Raw genomic sequence first — 18725 nt, forward strand, 5'->3', positions numbered from 1 at the left:
CGCACGCAAGGAGGGTCACCGAGGAAGATTATCGAGCGCCGCTGACGAGTGCATCTCGAGGGGGCCGTAGTGACGCCGCGAGCTCTGTCGCGATGCGAGTCATACCGGCCACCAGCCCGTCTCCCTCGAGGGCGTCGATACGCGCTGACGGTCCCGACACCGACATCGCCGCCACAGCTCGTCCGTCATGGAAGACCGGCACCGCGATACACCGCACGGCCTCTTCTTCCTCGCCGGCGTCGATTCCGTAGCCGGCCTCGGCGACGGCGTCGAGTTCACGGAAGAACGCCGCGCGGTCGGTGATCGTGGCGTTCGTGCGCCGGGGCAGCCCGGTGCGGGCGATGATCTGCTCTGCATGCTCACGCTGACCGAACGCCAGCAGGACTTTGCCGACCGCACTGGCGTGCGGAAGGACGCGGTTGCCCACCTGGGTGAACATTCGCAGCCGCCGGGGGCCGGCGACCTGGGCGATGTAGACGGCGTGGTCGCCGTCCAGAACGGCCAGGTTCGCGCTCTCCTGGCTGATCCTGGCCAACTCGGCCAGGTGTGGCTCGGCCCAGACGCCGAACAGTCTCGACGCGGGCTCGCGCAGCTTCAGCACGCTCGGCCCGAGCAGGTACCGACGCGACTGCGGGGCCTGGCTGACGTAGCCCCGGCCGACCAGCGTGGTGAGCAGCCGGTGCACGGTGGCCAATGGCAATCCGGTGGCCGTCACCAGGTCGGTGAGTCCGAGTTCGCCGTCTGCGTTGGCCAGCGACTCGATGATGTCCAGAGCGCGCTCGACGGACTGCACACCGTTCGTGGCCTTCGCCATCGTCGGGACCTCCGTCCTTGACCAGCCGGTCCGGCCAGCGTAACGTCAGAATCCACTCTAAGGTACAGAACATCCACCTGATGGAAAAGTTGGCGATCGTGTCTGAGGCGCTACGGCTCGAGCTGCACGACGTGCTGGGCCCGGCCGGCCTTCTCACCGAGTGGGCGCAGCGGCGGACCTACGAATCCGACGGCCTGACCGGCTATCGCGCCGTCCCCGCGTTCGTCGCCCTGCCGGAGAACCGCGATCAGGTGGTCGGTGTCGTCCGAGCGTGCGCCCGCCACGGCGTGCCGCTGGTTCCGCGCGGTTCCGGCACCGGCCTGTCCGGCGGTGCGCTGCCGCACCCTGACGGCGTGCTGATCGCGCTGTCGCGGATGCGCCGGGTGCTCGACATCGACGCCGCCAACCAGCGCATCACCGTCGAGCCCGGAGTCACCAACGCCCAAGTCAGCAAGGCCGTCGCCGGCTACGACCTCTATTACGCACCGGACCCGTCCAGCCAGGTCGTCTGCTCGATCGGGGGCAACGTCGCTGAGAACTCCGGCGGAGCGCACTGCCTGAAATACGGCTTCACCACCCATCACGTGCTGGGGTGCGAGGTGGTCCTGCCCGACGGCGAGGTCGTGGAGCTCGGCGGTCCCACCCTGGACCCGCTCGGCTACGACCTGCGCGGGCTGTTCGTCGGCTCCGAGGGCACGCTCGGCATCGTCACCAAGGTCACCTTGCGCCTGCTCCGGCGTCCGGAAGCGGTGCGCACCATGGTGGCGGATTTCGCGACTCCGGCCGCCGCCGGGGACGCCGTCGGGGCGATCATCGCCGCCGGAATCGTCCCCGCCGCGGTGGAGATGATGGACAACCTCGCCATCCAAGCAGCTGAAGACGATGCACACGCCGGCTTCGACCGCGACAGCGGGGCCGCGCTCATCGTCGAGCTCGACGGCCCGGCGGCGGAATGCGAGGCATCGTTCGCCGACGTCGTCGGGTTGTGCACCGACAACGGTGCCACCGCTATCCGCATCGCGGATGATCCGGCCGAACGCGCCCGGGTGTGGAAGGGACGCAAAGCTGCGTTCGCGGCGATGGGCCGGCTCGCGCCGGACTACTTCGTTCAAGACGGCGTCATCCCGCGCACCCGCCTGGGGGAGTGCCTGGACAAGATCAGCCAGATGGCCGCCGCGGCCGGGCTGCGGGTGGCCAACGTCTTCCACGCCGGTGACGGGAACCTGCATCCGCTGGTGCTCTACGACGGTGCCGACGCGGAGGTGACCGAGCGCGCCGAGACGTTGTCGAAGCAGATCGCGGAGCTGTGCGTGGCTTTCGGCGGCTCGCTGTCCGGCGAGCACGGCATCGGCGCGGACAAGGCCTGCTCGATGCCCACGATGTTCACCGCGGACGATCTGGCCGTCATGGACCGCGTCCGCGCGGCTTTCGACCCGGAGGGGCGGTGCAACCCCGACAAGGTCCTGCCGACGCCGCGGCTGTGCGGTGAACGGCCCGGCCCGTACAAGCCACACCCGCTCGAGGCCGCCGGCATCATCGAGCGGATGTGATCGCGATGACCGCTGAAACCGAGGCGATGATCGACGTCGCCGCGACCCATCGTCCCCGCGATCTCACCGGCGCGCGCGCCGCCGTCCTGGCCGCTCGCGATGACGATGCGAACATCCTGGTCCGCGGCGCCGGAACGAAACTGAGCTGGGCCGGGCGGCCCACCACCGGGCGGGCCTGGCACGTGATCGATACGCGCGAGCTGAACCTGCTGGTGAGCCACGACGCCGGGGACATGACGGCGACCGTGCAAGCCGGCATCGCGCTGCACGATCTGCAGGCGGAACTGGGCCGCGCCGGTCAGGAGTTCGGCTGCGACCCGCCTGGCACCGCGGGCCGCAGCACCGTGGGCGGTGTCTTCGTCGCCAACGACGGGGGTCCGCGGCGGCTGCGGTACGGCGGTGTGCGTGACCACGTCATCGGCACGACCGTCGTTCTGGCCGACGGCACCGTAGCCCGCAGCGGCGGCGACGTCATCAAGAACGTGGCCGGCTACGACCTGGGCAAGCTGTGGTGCGGGTCGCTGGGCACGCTCGGCCTGGTTGTCGAGTTGACGCTGCGCCTGCACCCGGTGCCGGAGGCGACCAGAGCTGTTCGGGTTCCGGCCTCGGCGCCGGTCGCTGCGGCCGTGGTCCGCGATCTGCTCGCCAGCCCGGTGGAATGCAGCGCGATGGAGTGGGCGAGTGTTGGGCGAGGCGCGTTGTTGCTGGTCCTGGAAGGTCCGGCCCGCGGGCTGGACACGCAGGTGGACGCGATGATCGCCATCGTGCGGCGGCATGGCGCCGAGGCTGAGCCGGTGGACGGCGCAAGCGATCAGCTGGACACCTGGCGCCAGGCGCACTCTGCCGAAGCGCCCGCGACCCGCGCCCGGGCCACGAGCCTGCCCACCGACCTCGCGACCATCGCCGAAGCGCTCACGGCGGCCGTCGAGGGCACGCCGGTCGAGGCGAGCCTGTACAGCCACGCCGGCCTGGGTCTGCACGATGCGGTGCTGACCGGTGGCGACACGCGCGATCACGCCGTGGTCGTCAATCGGTGGCGCGACGCGGTCACCCGCACCGGCGGCCACGTCGTCCTGCGGGAACGCCCGGCCGAGCTCGACGATCACGTCGACCCGTGGGGCGACCCGCCGCCGGCCCGGTACCTGGACCTGATGCGCTCGGTGAAGACCGCCCTCGACCCGCACGGCCGCTTCTCGCCCGGACGCTTCGTGGGAGGGATCTGACACCGTGGACCGCAAGCTGATCAACGACTGCGTGCATTGCGGCTTCTGCCTGCCGGCCTGCCCCACCTACAGCTTGTGGGGCGAGGAGATGGATTCGCCGCGCGGACGGATCCACCTGATGAAGACCGCCCTGGACGGCGACACCGCCATCGACGCGACGTGGGTCGGTCACCTGGACGCCTGCCTCGGGTGCATGGCGTGTGTGTCGGCCTGCCCGTCCGGGGTGCATTACGACGAGCTCATCGAGTCCGCCCGGGCGACGATCGAGGACGAATACCGGCGCCCCTGGCGTGATCGCGCGTTCCGCCGGGTGCTGTTCACCGTCTTCCCCGGGCGTCGGCGGCTGCGGGTCGCCGCGGTTTTCGCGTGGATCCATCGCCGGCTCGGCCCGGCCGCGCTGCTGCGCCGCACGGGGGTTCGCGACCGGCTGCCGCCGCGCCTGAAAGCGCTGGAGTCGGTGGCCCCGGCGGTCCGGTTGCGTGACGTGGTCCGGCGTACGCCGGCATTGGTCCCGGCTGTTGGTGCGCGACGCCGCCGGATCGGTTTCGTCAGCGGCTGCGTGCAGGAGGTGTTCTTCGGCGACGTCAACGCGGCGACCGTGCGTGTGCTGGCCGCCGAGGGGTGCGAGGTGGTCACCCCGCCGGCGCAAGGCTGCTGCGGGGCGCTGGAGTTGCACGGCGGGCGGGAGTCCGCGGCGATGGCGCGGGCGCGCAAGATCGTCGACGTGTTCGCCCCGCTCGGTCTGGACGCCGTGGTCGTCAACGCCGCCGGGTGCGGCTCGGCGCTGAAGGACTACGGCCGGCTGCTCGCCGACGACCCGCGTTACGCCGAACGCGCCCGAGACCTGGCGGCGAAGGTACGCGACGTCACCGAGGTCCTGGCCGAGCTCGAACCGCGTGCCGCCTACGGCCGGCTCGAGCTGGACGTGGCCTACCACGACGCCTGCCACCTCGCCCATGCCCAGGGGGTCACCGGAGCGCCGCGTACCGTGCTGCGCCGCATCCCCGGGGTCACCCTGCGTCCGGTGCTCGACGACGGACTGTGTTGCGGCTCGGCCGGCATCTACAACCTCGTTCAACCGGAGGCGGCCGCCGAGCTGGGCCAACGCAAGGCAGCCACGCTCGCCGAGACCGAAGCCGACGTCGTCGTCACGACCAATCCGGGATGTGCCCTGCAGATCGCCCGATGGCTGGACCGCCCGATCCGGCATCCGGTGCAACTGCTCGACGCCGCCGCACGCAGTCCGTCCCGGCCGCGCCCTGGCCACTGAGATCTCATTTTCACCCCGAAGAAAGGACACCTATGCCGAGCGTCGAACTGAACGGACCGGCCGTCGAGCGGCAGGACGACGTGCTCACCCCGGCCGCGCTGGACTTCGTCGCCGCGCTGCACCGCCGGTTCGCCGGACGCCGCGACGAGCTGCTGGCGGCCCGCGCCGAGCGACGTGAGCAGGTGCGGCGTACCGGACGTCTTGACTTCGACCCCGAGACCAAGGCCGTGCGCGACGGTGAATGGACGGTCGCGCCCGCCCCGCCGGACCTGCTCGACCGGAGGGTGGAGATCACCGGGCCGACGGAGCGCAAGATGGCCATCAACGCGCTGAACTCCGGGGCCCGGGTGTGGCTGGCCGATCTCGAAGACGCGAACACCCCGCACTGGGCCAACGTCGTCGCCGGCCAGGTGAACCTGCGCGACGCGGTGCGCGGCACCCTCGAGCACGAATCGCCGGACGGCAAGCAGTACCGGCTGCGCGAGGACGGCGAGCTCGCGACCATCGTCATGCGTCCGCGCGGGTGGCACCTCGACGAGCGGCACCTGCTCGTCGACGGCGAACCGGCGGTGGCCGGGCTGGTGGACTTCGGGTTGTACTTCTTCCACAACGCCCGTGAGCTGCTCGACCGCAACAGCGGCCCGTACTTCTACCTGCCGAAGATGGAGAGCTACCTCGAGGCCCGGCTGTGGAACGACGTCTTCACCGCCGCGCAGCAGGACCTGGGCATTCCACACGGCAGTATCCGGGCGACCGTGCTGATCGAGACCATCCCGGCTGCTTTCGCGATGGACGAGATCCTCTACGAGCTGCGTGAGCACGCCTCGGGTCTCAATGCCGGCCGGTGGGACTACCTGTTCAGTGTGATCAAGTACTTCCGCGACGCAGGCGCTGCTTTCGTCCTGCCCGACCGCGCGGCGGTCACGATGACCGCGCCGTTCATGCGCGCCTACACCGAACTGCTGGTCAGCACGTGCCACCGCCGCGGCGCGTTCGCGATGGGCGGGATGGCGGCGTTCATCCCCAGTCGGCGTGACCCCGAGGTCAACGAGCAAGCCTTCGCCAAGGTGCGCCAGGACAAGGAGCGTGAGGCGAACGACGGCTTCGACGGGTCCTGGGTGGCTCATCCGGACCTGGTGCCGGTGTGCCGCGAGGTCTTCGACTCCGTGCTCGGCGACCGGCCGAACCAGGTGGACCGCCTGCGCACCGACGTCACCGTCACCGCTGACGACCTGCTCAACGTCGCCGCGACCGACGGCGAGGTCACCGAGGAGGGCGTGCGCAGCAACATCTCGGTGGCGCTGCAATACCTCGCGGCGTGGCTGGGCGGCAACGGCGCGGCGGCGATCAACAACCTGATGGAGGACGCCGCCACGGCTGAGATCGCCCGGGCGCAGATCTGGCAGTGGTGCCGCAACGACGTCCACGCCGACGGTGTCGCGGTGACGACGGACTACGTGCGCGGGGTGCTCGACGAGGAGCTCGAGCGGATTCGCGCCGCCTACGGCGACGCCTACGACGAACAGCGCTTCGCCCAGGCGCGCGAGGTGTTCGAGCGGGTCGCCCTCGCCGACGACTTCGCCGACTTCCTCACCATCCCCGCCTACGACCTCATCGACTAACCCCTCCCGCTCGTCAAATGATCATGTTCACTTGGCAATTCCCTGCCACACCACCCGTGCACGCCTCGTGATGCGACACAACGCCTGGTGGTGTCGGCAGGGAAGGCCTAGCCGCGAAGCTCGGCGACCACAGCGTCGTTGAACGGCGGCCACGCCTGCACGGCCCACGGCCCGAAATCGCGGTCGGCCAACGCGACGCACGCGGCTCCGAGGTCGCGATCGACCCAGACGAACGTCCCTGCCTGGCCGAAGTGACCGAACGTGCCCGGGGAGTTCGTCGAGCCGGTCCAGTGCGGTGACTTGCCGTCGCGGATCTCGAAGCCCAGCCCCCAGTCGTTGGGCTTTTGATGCCCGTAGCCAGGCAAGACGCCATTCAGGCCGGGGAAGGCGACGGTCACCGCGTCGTCGAGCGTGCTGGGGTGCAGCAGGGTGGGGGAGAGCAGCTCGGTGGCGAAGCGCACCAGGTCGGCGCCGGTGGACGACGCACCGGACGCCGGTGAGCCTTCGAAGGCGGTGGAGGTCATGCCCAGCGGTTCGAGCAGACCCTCGGCGACATAGTCGGCGAACGGCATCCCCGCGCGCTTGGTCACGACGTCGGCCAGCTGCTCGAAGCCGGAGTTCGAATACAGCCGCCGCGTGCCGGGTGCCGCGACCGCAGCGTGGTCGTCGAACGCGAGGCCGCTGGTGTGCGCCAGCAGGTGCCGGACGGTGGACCCTTCGGGCCCGGCCGGGTCGTCGAGCGTGAGGGCGCCCTCCTCGACGGCCATCAAGGCCGCGTACGCGGTGAGCAGCTTCGTCACCGACGCCAGCCGGAACGTACGGTTCAGGTCGCCGTACGAGAACGCCACCTGGCCGTCGGGCCGGACAGCTGCCGCCGCCGCATGGTCGACGGGCCAGGACGAGATCTGCTCAGCAGCTGCGCTCATGTCCCCGACTCTAAGTGACGGGGTCCGGCACCCGCTGCGGCTCCTGCTCGAACCGGCGCTCGTGGGCCCAGGCGACGACGGCGAGGGTGAGTGCGGACAGCGTGAGAGCGACGGCGACCCAGACCGGCGCCACGTAACCCCACCCGGCCGTGATCACCAGCCCTCCGGCCCACGGCCCGACGGTGTTGCCGACGTTGAACGCTGAGGTGTTGACCGCGGCTGCGAACGTCGGTGCGTCGCCGGCGACGACGAAGATGCGGGCGTTGAGCCCGGGTGCGATCGAGAACCCCGCGACCCCGACGGCGAAGATCGCCGCGACCGTGGCGACCGGATGGTCCGACACCGCGGCGAGCACGACCAGCATCGCCGTCAGCGCCCCCAGGCTCGCGAAGATGTTGGTGAACAGGCCGCGGTCGGCGACCCGCCCGCCGATGCTGATGCCGATGAACGTGCCGACGCCGAACAGCGCCAGCACGAGCGGCACCGACCGCTCGCTCACGCCGGACACGTCGGTGAGCAGCGGCGCGAAGTAGGAGAACGCAGCGAACACGCCGGCCTGAAACGCAGCCGTCGTGGCCAGCGCCAGCCACATCCGGCGGGTGCGGAACGCGCGGAGCTCGTTCCGGAGCCGGGGCGCGCTGGCTTCGTCGTCGCCGGGCACGCGCACGATCGCGATGATCGCCGCGGCCGCCAGCCCCGCCAGCGCCGCGACCGCCCAGAACGCGGCCCGCCAGCCCAGTTCTTGGCCGACCCACGTACCGGCAGGCACCCCGAGCACGTTCGCCACGGTCAGCCCGCCGACCAGGACCGCCAGGGCGCGCGCCGTCAGGCCGGGCGGGGTGAGCCGTACGGCGACGACGGCCGCCACGGCCCAGAACGCTCCCGTGGCAACCGCGGAGACGACGCGGGTGATCATCAGTGTGGCGTACGTGGGAGCGAGCGCGCCGACGACATGCCCCGCGACGAACACGACGAGCGCGCCGAGCAAGGTGGCCTTGCGTGGTAGCCGCAACGTGGCGACAGCCATGACGGGCGCGCCCAGCGTCATGCCGATCGCAAACGCGGAGATCAACAGGCCGGCGTCGGGGATGGTGACGTCCAGGTCGTCGGCGATGGTCGGCAACAGCCCGGCGATCATGAACTCGGTCGTGCCGAGCACGAAGATGCTCAAGCCCAAGACGTAGACGGCGAACGGGACGCGCGTGGCGGGCGGGGACGCGGGCAAAGCGGCTCCTCGATTATGGATCGGCCAGTTCAAAATGGGGGCGTGCAGTCGCGCTGCCGGAATGCGGCCCACGGCCGGGCGGCTACAGCGCGTCGATCAGAGCGTCGATGATGTCGGTGACTCGTTCGGGCTTGTCGGTGACCCGGCCGACCACATGGACGCCGACGAGGGAGCTGTGGACGAGTCGGGCGACGGCGAGAGGATCGAGGTCGGGGGAGAGCTCGCCGTCGCGCTGGCCGCGTTCGATCAACGCGCGCATGGTGTCGACGATGGCGTCGAAATCACTGCGGACCAAGGTGGCGACGTCGTCGTCGGAGTTGCCGATCTCGACCGCGGCGTTCAACGCCAGGCACCCGCGCCGACGCGGGTCGGCCAGCTGGTTGCGCAAAGCTTCGGTGAGGAAGTCGCGGATGATCGCGCGTACCGGACCGGGTCGTTCGAGAAGGTCGGACTGGGTGGCGCGCGTGCGCTCGGCGTATCGGCGCAGCGATTTCTGGTACAACTCGCGCTTGCTCGTGAAGGTGTTGTACAGGCTGCTGCGCCCCACACCGGTGCCGCGGCACAGGTCGTCGGTGGACGTTGCCGTGTAGCCGCCGTCCCAGAAGACGTTCATCGCCGCCTCGACGGCCGACTCGGGATCGAAACCGCGTGGGCGTGGCATGGGAGTGACCGTAGCAGTTATGGACTGAGGTGTCCAAAACTACGGCCGGTGGTGATCGTCAGCGAGTCCCGGGCCGCCGTCTCGACCCACCGACCCGCCGACGATCACCGCCTTCACATCAGCCGGCGTCGAGACCGCGCCGCTTCAGCAACGGCTCGATGCGCGGGTCACGACCACGGAAAGCGCGGAACGCCGCCATCGGATCGACGCTGCCACCGCGGGAGAGCAGGGTGCGCCGGAAGTGGTCGCCGTTCTCGCGCAGCGCTCCGCCGTTCTCCTTGAACCACTCGACCGAGTCGGCGTCGAGCACCTCGCTCCAGATGTAGGAGTAGTACCCGGCGCTGTAGCCGCCAGCGAAGATGTGGGCGAAGTACGTGGAGCGATAGCGCGGCGGTACCGCGGCGACGGCCACGCCCGCCTTCTGCAGCGCAGCCGCCTCGAACGCGGCGGTCGAGTCGATCTCGGTGCCGGGCTCGATCTCGTGCCACGCCAAGTCGAGCAGGGCTGCGGCAAGATACTCCGTCGTCTTGAACCCCTCGCCCCACGACTGCGAGTCGAGCAGCCGCTGGACCTGCTCCTGCGGCAGCGGTTCGTCGGTCCGGTAGTGCCGCGCATAGTTGGACAGCACCTCCGGCCAGACTGCCCACATCTCGTTGACCTGCGACGGGAACTCGACGAAGTCGCGGAACACGCTGGTGCCGGAGAACGTCGGGTAGGTCACGTCCGAGAACAGCCCGTGCAGGGCGTGGCCGAACTCGTGGAACACGGTCGTGACCTCGTCGAAGGTCAGCAGAGCGGGCTCGTCCTCCGGTGGGCGGGCGATGTTGAGGTTGTTGACCACGACGGGCTGGGTGCCGAGCAGCTTCGACTGATCGACCAGCGAGTTCATCCAGGCGCCGCCCCGCTTGGAGTCGCGGGCGAAGTAGTCGGCGAGGAACAGGCCCAGCGGGGAGCCGTCGGCATCGAACACTTCGAAGACACGCACGTCGGGGTGGTAGCCGACGAGATCGGGGCGCTCGGTGAAGCTCAGCCCGTACAGCAGGCCGGCGGCGAAGAACACGCCGTCGCGCACCACGCGCTCGAGCTCGAAGTACGGGCGAAGCTCCGCGCCGTCGATGTCGTAGCTCGCGCGGCGGACCTTCTCGGAGAAGTAGGCCCAGTCCCATGGTTGAAGCTCGAACTCGTCACCGATGACGTCCTGCAGGCGAGCGGCCTCGGCATAGGCGTTGGCCACGGCCGTGGGGACGAGCGGGTCGAGCATCTCGTGTACCGCGGCAGGACTGCCCGCGGTGCTGTCGGCCAGCACGTACTCCGCATGGTTGCCGTAGCCGAGCAGTGCGGCACGTTCGGCCCGCAGCGTCACCATCTGCTGCACGGTCGCGGAGTTGTCGTAGGCGTTGCCGTTGGCACCACGGTTGATCGACGCGTGATACAGCCGCTCGCGCACCGACCGGTCGGTCAACGACGCCAGGGCCGGCTGCCCGCTCGGCAGCACCAACGTCAGGACGTACTTGCCGTCCAGCCCACGATCACGAGCAGCTTGGGCAGCTGCGGCGATGGCATCGTCGCTCAGGCCGTCCAGCTCGGACACGTCGTCCACCACCACGGCCGATTCGTTGGTGTCGGCGAGCAGGTTGTTCTGGAACCGCGTGGACAGCGCCGAGAGCTCCTCGTTGATCTCACGCAGCCGAGCCTGTTGCTCTGCGCCGAGGGCCGCACCGGCGCGGACGAACTGCATGTGCAGGCGTTCGAGTAGCCGCCGCGACTCGGCATCGAGATCTGACGTGTCGGCCATGAGCGTGGTGATGCGCTCGAACAGCCGCGGATCCAAGTGGATGGCGTCGCTGTGCGCGGCGAGCTTGGGCGACACCTCCTCCTGAATGGCCTGGAGCGCCTCGTTCGTGTCCGAACTGGCCTGATTGAAGAACACGGCGGCCACGCGCTGCAGCGTGCGTCCCGAGCGCTCCAAGGCGACGACGGTGTTCTCGAACGTCGGCGGCTCGGGGTCGGTGGCGATCGCCTCGACCTCGTCGCGTTGTTCGCTCATGCCGCGCTCGAACGCGGGCCGGTAATGACCGACCTCGATCAGATCGAACGGCGGGAGCTGGTAGGGCAGGTCACTTGCGGAAAAGAACGGATTGTCGGCCATTCCGGAACGCTATCCGAGGCCGGGGCGGGCGTCGCGAGCCGCCTCTGGTAGGTCAGGATGAACGCCATGAACGTACCTGAGCCGCCTACTGCCGGTACCCAACACGAGCTGCTCCTGACGTCGGGCTCCGGGTACGTTCGCGCCGTCATCTCCGAGGTCGGCGCGAGCCCGCGCGTACTCACCGTCGACGGCGTCGACCTCGTCGAACCGTATCCGGCGGATCGACCCCCGCCGATGGCCGCTGGTGCGGTGCTGGTCCCGTGGCCGAATCGCGTCGACTCCGGCAGGTGGTCGCTGAACGGCGTCGACCAGCAGCTGGAGATCACCGAACCCGACTTGGGGCACGCCATCCACGGGTTGCTCAGCACGGCGAGGTACGACGTGACCTCCCGCGGAGCGCGCCACGTGACGCTGGCCGCCGACATCGATCCCTGCCCGGGCTATCCCTTTCGCCTGAGTACGCGGGTGAGCTACGAACTGGCGCCGGACGGGATGTGGATCCGGCACGAGATCCGCAACGACGGTGCCGAGTCGGCTCCCGTCGCCGTGGGAAGCCATCCCTACCTACGCGTCGGTGACGCCGCGGTGCAGGACCTGACCGTCACGATTCCGGCGGCACGTGCGCTGACGCTGGACGAGCGCCACATCCCGACTGGATCGGTGGACGTGGAGGGCACCGCGCTGGACCTGCGCGCCGGTCGCCGCGTCGGTGATGCAGTGGCGCACGCCTCGTACGCCGACGTGGAGGTCGTCGACGGCGTCGTCACGCATTCGCTGCGCGCGCCGGACGGGCGCAGCGTCGACTTGGTGGCCGATCCGGACTTCGCCTACGTGCACTTCTACGTCACCGACGACTACCCAGGCGAGCACGGCCGGACGAGCGCGGTCGCGATAGAACCGATGACGGCACCGCCGAACGCGCTGCGCTCCGGTGAGGGCCTGCGCTGGCTCGAACCGGCGCAGACCTGGTCGCTGGGGTGGCGGCTGCGGTTGCGGCCGTGATGGGTCGTGATGATCGTCGTGCCAGGCATTGCCGCTATAGACCGCACCTGGTCACACGACGATCTTCACGACTGCTGCTCGCCGGTCTTGGGTCGCACGACGATCTTCACGACCGCCATGCGCTGCCGGCCTTTGATGTCTTCAACCAAATCAGCGCCTTCTGCGCCGCATTCTGATCAGCTCATCGGGGTCGAATCGGCGATGCCCGTGCCGATAATGGAACGGTACGAGTGATCAACAACGACGTCGCGCTCCGGCGAGTGCGCTGTGTGGTTACTCCAGAGACCTGACGACCGACGACGACTGACGACGGTGGGGTGGTGCTCATGCGATCTGTTTCGCGGCGAGCGGTCATCGCCTACCGGGCCGCGGTACTGGGGCTGACCGGTGACCAGCCGGTACCCACGGACGTGCTGCTCGAGGCCGGTGTTCAAGACCACCCGACCGGGGCGACCGCACGCCTGGCTCTGCGGCTACGGGGGAGCGACACCGGAGGCGCGCTCGTGCACAGCGTGCGCGCCGCGACTCATCTGCATCACCGGACCGACGCCGGCGTTCTCGCCTCGGCGCTGCGCATCGAGGACGCCCGTGAGCTGGCCAAGCAGAGCATCGGACCGTTCGGGGCCGAGATCGGCGCCGGATTCGGCGCGGCGATGGACGAGGTCGCCGCCGTGATGCGTGAGGTGATGAGTGACGGTGTCGCGCGGACGAAAGGCGAACTGTCCGCAGCGGTGTCACCGAAGGTGCGTCCGGAGTTGGCGCCGTGGTGTGCCGGGTGCGGTGTCCACCACGTTCAGGATGCGCTGTTCCGGTTCGCTTCGTTGCAGGCTGGACTCAGCATCCACGTCGACTCCGGCTCGGCCTCGCGGTTCGTCGCTGACGCCTCGTTCGAGCCGGTGCCCGTCGACGAGGCCAGGGCGAGCCTGGTGCGGCGGTTCTTGCGCCTGGCCGGCCCCAGCCAGCCGCAACGGCTCGCGTCCTGGCTGTCCCTGACACCGGCGGCGGCGCGGCGATGGTGGTCGCTCGTGGCTGATGAGCTGGAGCAGGTCGATGTGGATGGTCGGCGTGGTTGGATCCATGGCTCGGACGCCGAGCTGCTGGCCGATCCGCCGGAGCCGGACCCGTTACGCCTGATCGGGCCCTTTGATCCACTGACCGAGTTCGCCGACCGCGAGTTCGTCGTGCCCGGCCCCGCCTTCCGCCGGCAGGTATGGGCGCCGACGGCGAACCCGGGCGTCGTCGTGCGGCACGGCGAGATCATCGCCGTCTGGCGACGACGTACCACCAAGCGGTCGCTCACCATCACGGTCAAGCCGTTCGGCGAACTCCCCGCCGATTGGCGGGAGCTGGCCGCCGCCGATGCCCAGACGATCGCGCGGTTCCTTGGCCCGGTCGACGTCCAGCTCGACCTCGCCCGCTGAAGTCTCACGCCGCTCGCCCGAACTCCACGAGCAGGACGCCCACGACGATCAACCCGATGCCGGCCACCATCGGTACGGTGAGCGCTTCGCCGAAGATGACGTGGCCCAGCAGCGCGACGATCGCCACGCCCGAGGCCGCCCAGATGCCGTACGCCACACCGACCGGCATGCCGCGTTGCAGGATTGCTGCCAGCAGCCCGAAAGCCGTCGCGTATCCGACGACCACCAGCGCCGTGAAGCCGAGGCGGGAGAAGCCTTCGGAAGCCCGCAACGACAACGTCGCCGTGACCTCGGCCGCGATGGCGCCGGCGAGCATCAACCAGGACATCATGAGGCCGACTTCCCCGTGGTGTCAGGTCCGGGCCAGATGGTGGTCACGATGCGATCCATCTGTTCCGGAGTGAATCGGTCCGGGTCGATGAGGTTGCTCAACCACAGTCCGTCCAGCGCCAGTCTCGCGACGATGGTCCGGACGTCGCCAGGCTCGCTCTGCTCGATGTCGAGCTGGTCGAGCTCGCGCTGGAGCTGGACCCACGCCGACGCCGCGTCGGGGTCTTCGGCCAGCGCGGCGACGAGTGCCGCGTAGTCGCGGTCGCCGGGCTCCGGCGCGCAGGCGTCGAGATAGACCCGCAGCCGTTCGGCCGGCGTGCTGGGAGGTGTAGCGCCGGACGGCTCGTCGTCGCCGATCAGTGCGGTGCGCAGATGCCGGACGTCCTGCTCCACCAGGGCCCGGATGAGGTCGAGCTTGCTGGGGAAGTGGTACATCAGTCCGCCGCGGCTGACGCCGGCCTCGCGGATGACGGCCTCGACGGTGACGGCGCCTGGGCCGTCACGACGTGCTACTCGCTCAGCGGCTTCGATCATCGAGGTGCGGCCGGAGGGCCGGCCACCGTTACGTGCACTACTCATCAGCAAACTATACCGTACGTACGGTTCAGCAAGCTGGCCTCGTCGGGCGCTGCGCCGGTCGCCTTCTGGAGGGTTTTTCACCCTTTCTGGCACCGGGAAGCGTGGAAAACCCTCCAGAAGTGGCATGAGATCGGGCGCGTGCGTGGCGGCTGGGCGCGAATTCGTGCACAATGGAGGCGATCACCGATCCGATCATGGTCGGTTCCGAGGCCGCAGGGGAAGGCGTCCCTCGAACCGCACAGGAGGATCCGGTGACGACACGTGGCGTCCTGTACGTCCACGCCGCAACGTCGGCGTTGTGCCCGCATGTCGAGTGGGCCGCCGCCGGCGTCCTTGGCGTGCGCATAAAGCTGGAGTGGAGCCCGCAGCCGGCGTCGCCAGGCACTTATCGCGCCGAGCTGTCGTGGCAAGGCGCACCTGGCACGGGAGCCAAGCTCGCTTCGGCGTTGCGCGGGTGGCTGCATCTGCGATTCGAGGTCACCGAGGAGCCGAGTCCCGGACACGAAGGCGCGCGGTACTCCTACACGCCGGACTTGGGGGTCTTCCACGCCGTCACCGGGGTGCACGGCGACATCATGATCCCTGAGGACCGCATCAAGGCCGCGGTCGTCAAGGCGTGCCAGGGCGAGGTGGACCTCGAAGCCGAGCTGCGCCGGCTGCTGGGAGCGCCGTGGGACGAGGAGCTCGAGCCGTTCCGCTATGCAGGCGACGGAGCCCCTGTTCGCTGGCTCCATCAGGTGGTGTGATGGTGGCATCGGGCATCTGCATTTGCGTTTTACCGTGCATTTCCGCAGGTGTTGAATCCGTCGTCCGCGGGGTCTTCACAACCAGCCAAGTCGGGGGTATGGTCTCGACCAAGTAAGGCCCCCAGAACGTGGCCGCTCCGGCATCGGTGATTTCCCCGGCCCGGTGACCGGGAACTACAGCGGCCTCACCATGTGCGAGCGCCCCGGACCGTGACCAGGTCCGGGGCGCTCGATCTTGTTCGTGCGGTGGGCAAAGTCCATGCGATACAGCACTGCAGAGCTGGACGCCAAGATCGGTGATCGCCTTAATTGTTGTATTTCGAAATATCGTGATCGAATCCGCGCGCGGGCTTTTGGTCAGCACATGATCACGTGCTGATCGGCTTTTCTATCGTCGACGACGACAGCGTACGAGTGTGACTGACTTCGGAACGGGCCCGCTCTGCTCCGGCCGCGATACGGAGCCGCGGCACAGGTTGCCGGTAACCAGCTCAGAGCGGAATGTTGCCGTGCCCACCGCGGCTGGGGGGCGCCTCGGCGATGGCTCTGGCCAGCGCCGTACGCGTGGCGTCCGGTTCGATGACCTCGTCCACCACGCCAAGCTCCACGGCGCGGTCGAGTCCGCCGGCGATCCGCTGGTGTTCCTCGGCGAGCTCGGCCTCGACCTGAGCGCGCTGGTCCGGATGAATCTCGGCGAGTTTGCGGCGATGCAGCAGCCGGACGGCCGCGACCGCACCCATGACCGCCACCTCAGCCGTCGGCCACGCCAGGACCCGGGTGGCGTTCAACGCCCGGGAGTTCATGGCGATGTAGGCGCCGCCGTAGGCCTTGCGCGTCACCAGGGTGACCCGCGGAACGCTGGCTTCGGCGAACGCGTGCAGTAGCTTCGCGCCGCGCCGTACGACGCCGTCCCACTCTTGGCCCACGCCCGGCAAGTAGCCGGGGACGTCGACGACGACCACCAGTGGCACCCCGAAGGCGTCGCACATCCGCACGAAGCGAGCGGCCTTCTCCGCTGACGTCGAGTCCAGACAGCCACCGAGACGCAACGGGTTGTTCGCGATGACGCCGACGGTACGCCCGCCGAAGCGGCCCAACGTGGTCGTGATGTTCGGCGCCCACTTCGGGTGTAGCTCGAGGCCGGTGCCGTCGTCGAGCAGGTCGGTGACGATCGGGTGCACGTCATAAGCGCGTTTCGCCGACTCCGGTAGATGAGCGCCGAGGTCGACGTCGACGATGTCGGCGCTCGCGACCTCGCCCTGGTCGCCCAGTAGCGAGCCCAGGTGGCGCGCCCGGTCGAGCGCTTCACGCTCGGTGGTGCTGACCACGTGCACCACACCGGATCGGCGTTCGTGCGGCTCGGGCCCACCGAGGCGCAGCATGTCGACGTTCTCACCGGTCACCGAACGCACCACGTCCGGGCCGGTGACGAACACCCGCCCCTCGGGCCCGAGAATCACGACGTCGGTCAGCGCCGGCCCGTAGGCGGCGCCACCGGCGGCCGGACCCAGCACCACGGACAGTTGCGGGATGCGGCCCGACGCCCGGGTCATGACTTCGAAGATCTGGCCGACCGCGTGCAGGGAGAGCACGCCCTCTGGAATCCGAGCCCCGCCGGAGTGCCAGAGGCCGATGACGGGCACACCGTCGGTGAGCGCACGCTCGTAGGCATCCACCACGACGCGACACCCGTCGACGCCCATGGCGCCACCCATCACGGTGGCGTCGGAACAGAACGCGACCACCGGCGTCCCGTGGACCGTGCCGGTGGCCGCGAGCATGCCGCTATGGTCGTCCGGGCTGATGAGCTCGAGCGACCCGGAGTCGAGCAGAGCGGCCAGACGATGCTTCGGGTTTCGGGGATCCTCGTCCCGTGACGGCTTGCCCGGCCGCGCAGCTCCGGCGCCGGACTCGGAGCGGTCGGCCAGCGCCGTCATCATGTTCTCCGGAAAGCGAGCACGGCGTTGTGCCCACCGAAGCCGAACGCGTTCGTCAACGCGGCCACCGGACCGGCGTCGAGTTTGCGTGGCTCGTCGCGGACGACGTCGAGGTGAATGTTTTCGTCGAGGTCGTCCACGTTGATGGTGGGCGGAACCAGGCCATGATGCAGCGAGAGCACGGTCGTCAGCGCGGCGACGACGCCCGCACCGCCGAGCAAGTGGCCGATCATCGACTTCGTCGCGGTGACCGGAACCGAGCTCGCGTGCTCGCCGAGCACGCTGTTGAGCGCCACCGACTCGGCCACGTCACCGACCGGTGTGGACGTGGCGTGGCAGTTGATGTGGCGCACGTCGGTGACGTCGAGGTCGGCGTCGCGCAGCGCCTTGCGGGTGGCCGCGATGATGCCGAGGCCCTCGGGATCGGACTGGGCGATGTGGTGGGCGTCGGCGCTCATCCCTGCACCGGCGAGCTCGGCGTAGACCTTGGCACCGCGTGCCTGGGCATGCTCGGCCGATTCGAGCACGAGCAAGCCGCCGCCCTCGCCGAGCACGAAGCCGTCCCGGTTGGCGTCGAACGGACGGCTGACCTTGGTGGGGTCGCCCTCGCGCTTGGACAGCGCCATCATGTTCGAGAACGCCGCCACCGGCAGCGGCGAGATGACCGCTTCGGTGCCACCGGCCACCACCACGTCGGCGCGCCCGAGCCGGATCATGTCCAAGGCGAACGCAATGGCCTCGGAGCTGGACGAACACGCGCTCACCGGACTGTGCGCGCCCGCCCGGGCACGCAGCTCCAGGCTGACGTTCGCCGCTGGGCTGTTCGGCATGAGCATCGGAATCGCCAGCGGCGAGACCCGGCGCGGGCCGGAGTCGCGCAAGTTGTCGTAGTTGGACAGCAAGGTCGTCAGCCCGCCGATACCGGAGGCGCAGACCACCCCGACCCGCTCGGGGTCGAGGCCGGCCTCGTCGGACTTCCCCTCGAATCCCGCGTCCGCCCAAGCCTCGCGAGCGGCGATCAGAGCGAACTGCGCTGATCGGTCGAGCCGGCGAGCCTCGACACGAGGCAGGACCTCGGACGGGTCGACCGCAGCCCGTGCGGCGATCCGCACCGGCATGTCGGCGACCCAGTCGTCGGTCAGGGTCTGCACGCCGGAGGTCCCGGCGAGCAGGGCATCCCAGGTCGTCGCGACGTCGCCGCCGACCGGCGTGGTAGCGCCGAGCCCGGTGACGACGACACGCTTGCGGGCAGGTGCGGAGTTCATGGTCA

Annotated in this window: 16 protein-coding genes; 7 read left to right on the top strand and 9 right to left on the bottom strand. The window is 69.5% G+C overall.

Features of this window, described 5'->3' with window-relative positions:
* Positions 1-28: 28 nt before the first annotated feature.
* Positions 29-814 carry an IclR family transcriptional regulator gene (locus M6444_RS11085; RefSeq protein ID WP_298326935.1) on the bottom strand — a complete coding sequence of 262 codons (786 nt, stop codon included), beginning with the start codon at positions 812-814 and terminating at the stop codon, positions 29-31.
* 80 nt (positions 815-894) lie between these two features.
* Between M6444_RS11085 and M6444_RS11090 the strand changes: the two genes are divergently transcribed.
* Genes M6444_RS11090 through aceB form a run of 4 tightly spaced genes read left to right on the top strand, consistent with a single transcriptional unit; the run spans position 895 to position 6479 of the window.
* The gene (locus tag M6444_RS11090) at positions 895-2364 is read left to right on the top strand and encodes an FAD-linked oxidase C-terminal domain-containing protein (protein WP_298326939.1); all 1470 of its coding nucleotides are present in this window, start codon (positions 895-897) and stop codon (positions 2362-2364) included.
* Positions 2365-2369: 5 nt separating this feature from the next.
* Positions 2370-3587: an FAD-binding oxidoreductase gene (locus tag M6444_RS11095; protein ID WP_298326941.1), complete on the top strand. Its 1218-nt coding sequence runs from the start codon at positions 2370-2372 to the stop codon at positions 3585-3587.
* Positions 3588-3591: 4 nt separating this feature from the next.
* Positions 3592-4857 carry a glycolate oxidase subunit GlcF gene (gene glcF / locus M6444_RS11100; RefSeq protein WP_298326944.1) on the top strand — a complete coding sequence of 422 codons (1266 nt, stop codon included), beginning with the start codon at positions 3592-3594 and terminating at the stop codon, positions 4855-4857.
* A gap of 32 nt (positions 4858-4889) precedes the next feature.
* Positions 4890-6479, top strand: coding sequence for a malate synthase A (gene aceB / locus M6444_RS11105; protein ID WP_298326946.1), 1590 nt, complete (start codon positions 4890-4892; stop codon positions 6477-6479).
* A 107-nt stretch (positions 6480-6586) separates the two neighbouring features.
* Here aceB and M6444_RS11110 read toward each other — a convergent pair whose 3' ends face one another.
* The 4 genes from M6444_RS11110 to M6444_RS11125 form a co-directional block, all read right to left on the bottom strand.
* A complete protein-coding gene (locus M6444_RS11110) occupies positions 6587-7405 on the bottom strand; it encodes a serine hydrolase domain-containing protein (RefSeq protein ID WP_298326949.1) in 819 nt (272 codons plus the stop codon).
* A gap of 10 nt (positions 7406-7415) precedes the next feature.
* Complete coding sequence (locus M6444_RS11115) at positions 7416-8630, bottom strand: Cmx/CmrA family chloramphenicol efflux MFS transporter (RefSeq protein WP_298326951.1); 1215 nt, start codon at positions 8628-8630, stop codon at positions 7416-7418.
* Positions 8631-8712: 82 nt separating this feature from the next.
* Positions 8713-9291 carry a TetR/AcrR family transcriptional regulator gene (locus tag M6444_RS11120; protein ID WP_298326954.1) on the bottom strand — a complete coding sequence of 193 codons (579 nt, stop codon included), beginning with the start codon at positions 9289-9291 and terminating at the stop codon, positions 8713-8715.
* Between the two features lie 118 nt (positions 9292-9409).
* Positions 9410-11440: a M3 family metallopeptidase gene (locus tag M6444_RS11125; RefSeq protein WP_298326957.1), complete on the bottom strand. Its 2031-nt coding sequence runs from the start codon at positions 11438-11440 to the stop codon at positions 9410-9412.
* Positions 11441-11506: 66 nt separating this feature from the next.
* Here M6444_RS11125 and M6444_RS11130 point away from each other — a divergent pair, with 66 nt between their 5' ends.
* Together M6444_RS11130 and M6444_RS11135 are read left to right on the top strand one after the other, a co-directional pair.
* Positions 11507-12442: an aldose 1-epimerase family protein gene (locus M6444_RS11130; protein WP_298326959.1), complete on the top strand. Its 936-nt coding sequence runs from the start codon at positions 11507-11509 to the stop codon at positions 12440-12442.
* A gap of 326 nt (positions 12443-12768) precedes the next feature.
* A complete protein-coding gene (locus tag M6444_RS11135; protein ID WP_298326962.1) occupies positions 12769-13863 on the top strand; it encodes a crosslink repair DNA glycosylase YcaQ family protein in 1095 nt (364 codons plus the stop codon).
* 4 nt (positions 13864-13867) lie between these two features.
* On the opposite strand, the gene M6444_RS11140 is transcribed toward M6444_RS11135, so the two are convergent.
* Entirely contained in the window at positions 13868-14191 is a 324-nt protein-coding gene (locus M6444_RS11140) for a multidrug efflux SMR transporter (protein ID WP_363326325.1), read from the bottom strand.
* Entirely contained in the window at positions 14191-14772 is a 582-nt protein-coding gene (locus M6444_RS11145) for a TetR/AcrR family transcriptional regulator (protein WP_298326968.1), read from the bottom strand. The genes M6444_RS11140 and M6444_RS11145 overlap by 1 nt, the downstream gene beginning before the upstream one ends.
* 251 nt (positions 14773-15023) lie before the next feature.
* Between M6444_RS11145 and M6444_RS11150 the strand changes: the two genes are divergently transcribed.
* Complete coding sequence (locus M6444_RS11150; RefSeq protein WP_298326971.1) at positions 15024-15518, top strand: DUF3145 domain-containing protein; 495 nt, start codon at positions 15024-15026, stop codon at positions 15516-15518.
* A gap of 491 nt (positions 15519-16009) precedes the next feature.
* Here M6444_RS11150 and M6444_RS11155 read toward each other — a convergent pair whose 3' ends face one another.
* Both M6444_RS11155 and fabF read right to left on the bottom strand, forming a co-directional pair.
* Entirely contained in the window at positions 16010-17455 is a 1446-nt protein-coding gene (locus tag M6444_RS11155; RefSeq protein ID WP_363326326.1) for a carboxyl transferase domain-containing protein, read from the bottom strand.
* Positions 17455-18720, bottom strand: coding sequence for a beta-ketoacyl-ACP synthase II (gene fabF / locus M6444_RS11160; protein ID WP_298326976.1), 1266 nt, complete (start codon positions 18718-18720; stop codon positions 17455-17457). The genes M6444_RS11155 and fabF overlap by 1 nt, the downstream gene beginning before the upstream one ends.
* Positions 18721-18725 lie beyond the last annotated feature (5 nt).

The organism is Haloactinopolyspora sp. (assembly GCF_027324685.1).
In the GTDB taxonomy this organism is placed as follows: Bacteria; Actinomycetota; Actinomycetes; order Jiangellales; family Jiangellaceae; genus Haloactinopolyspora.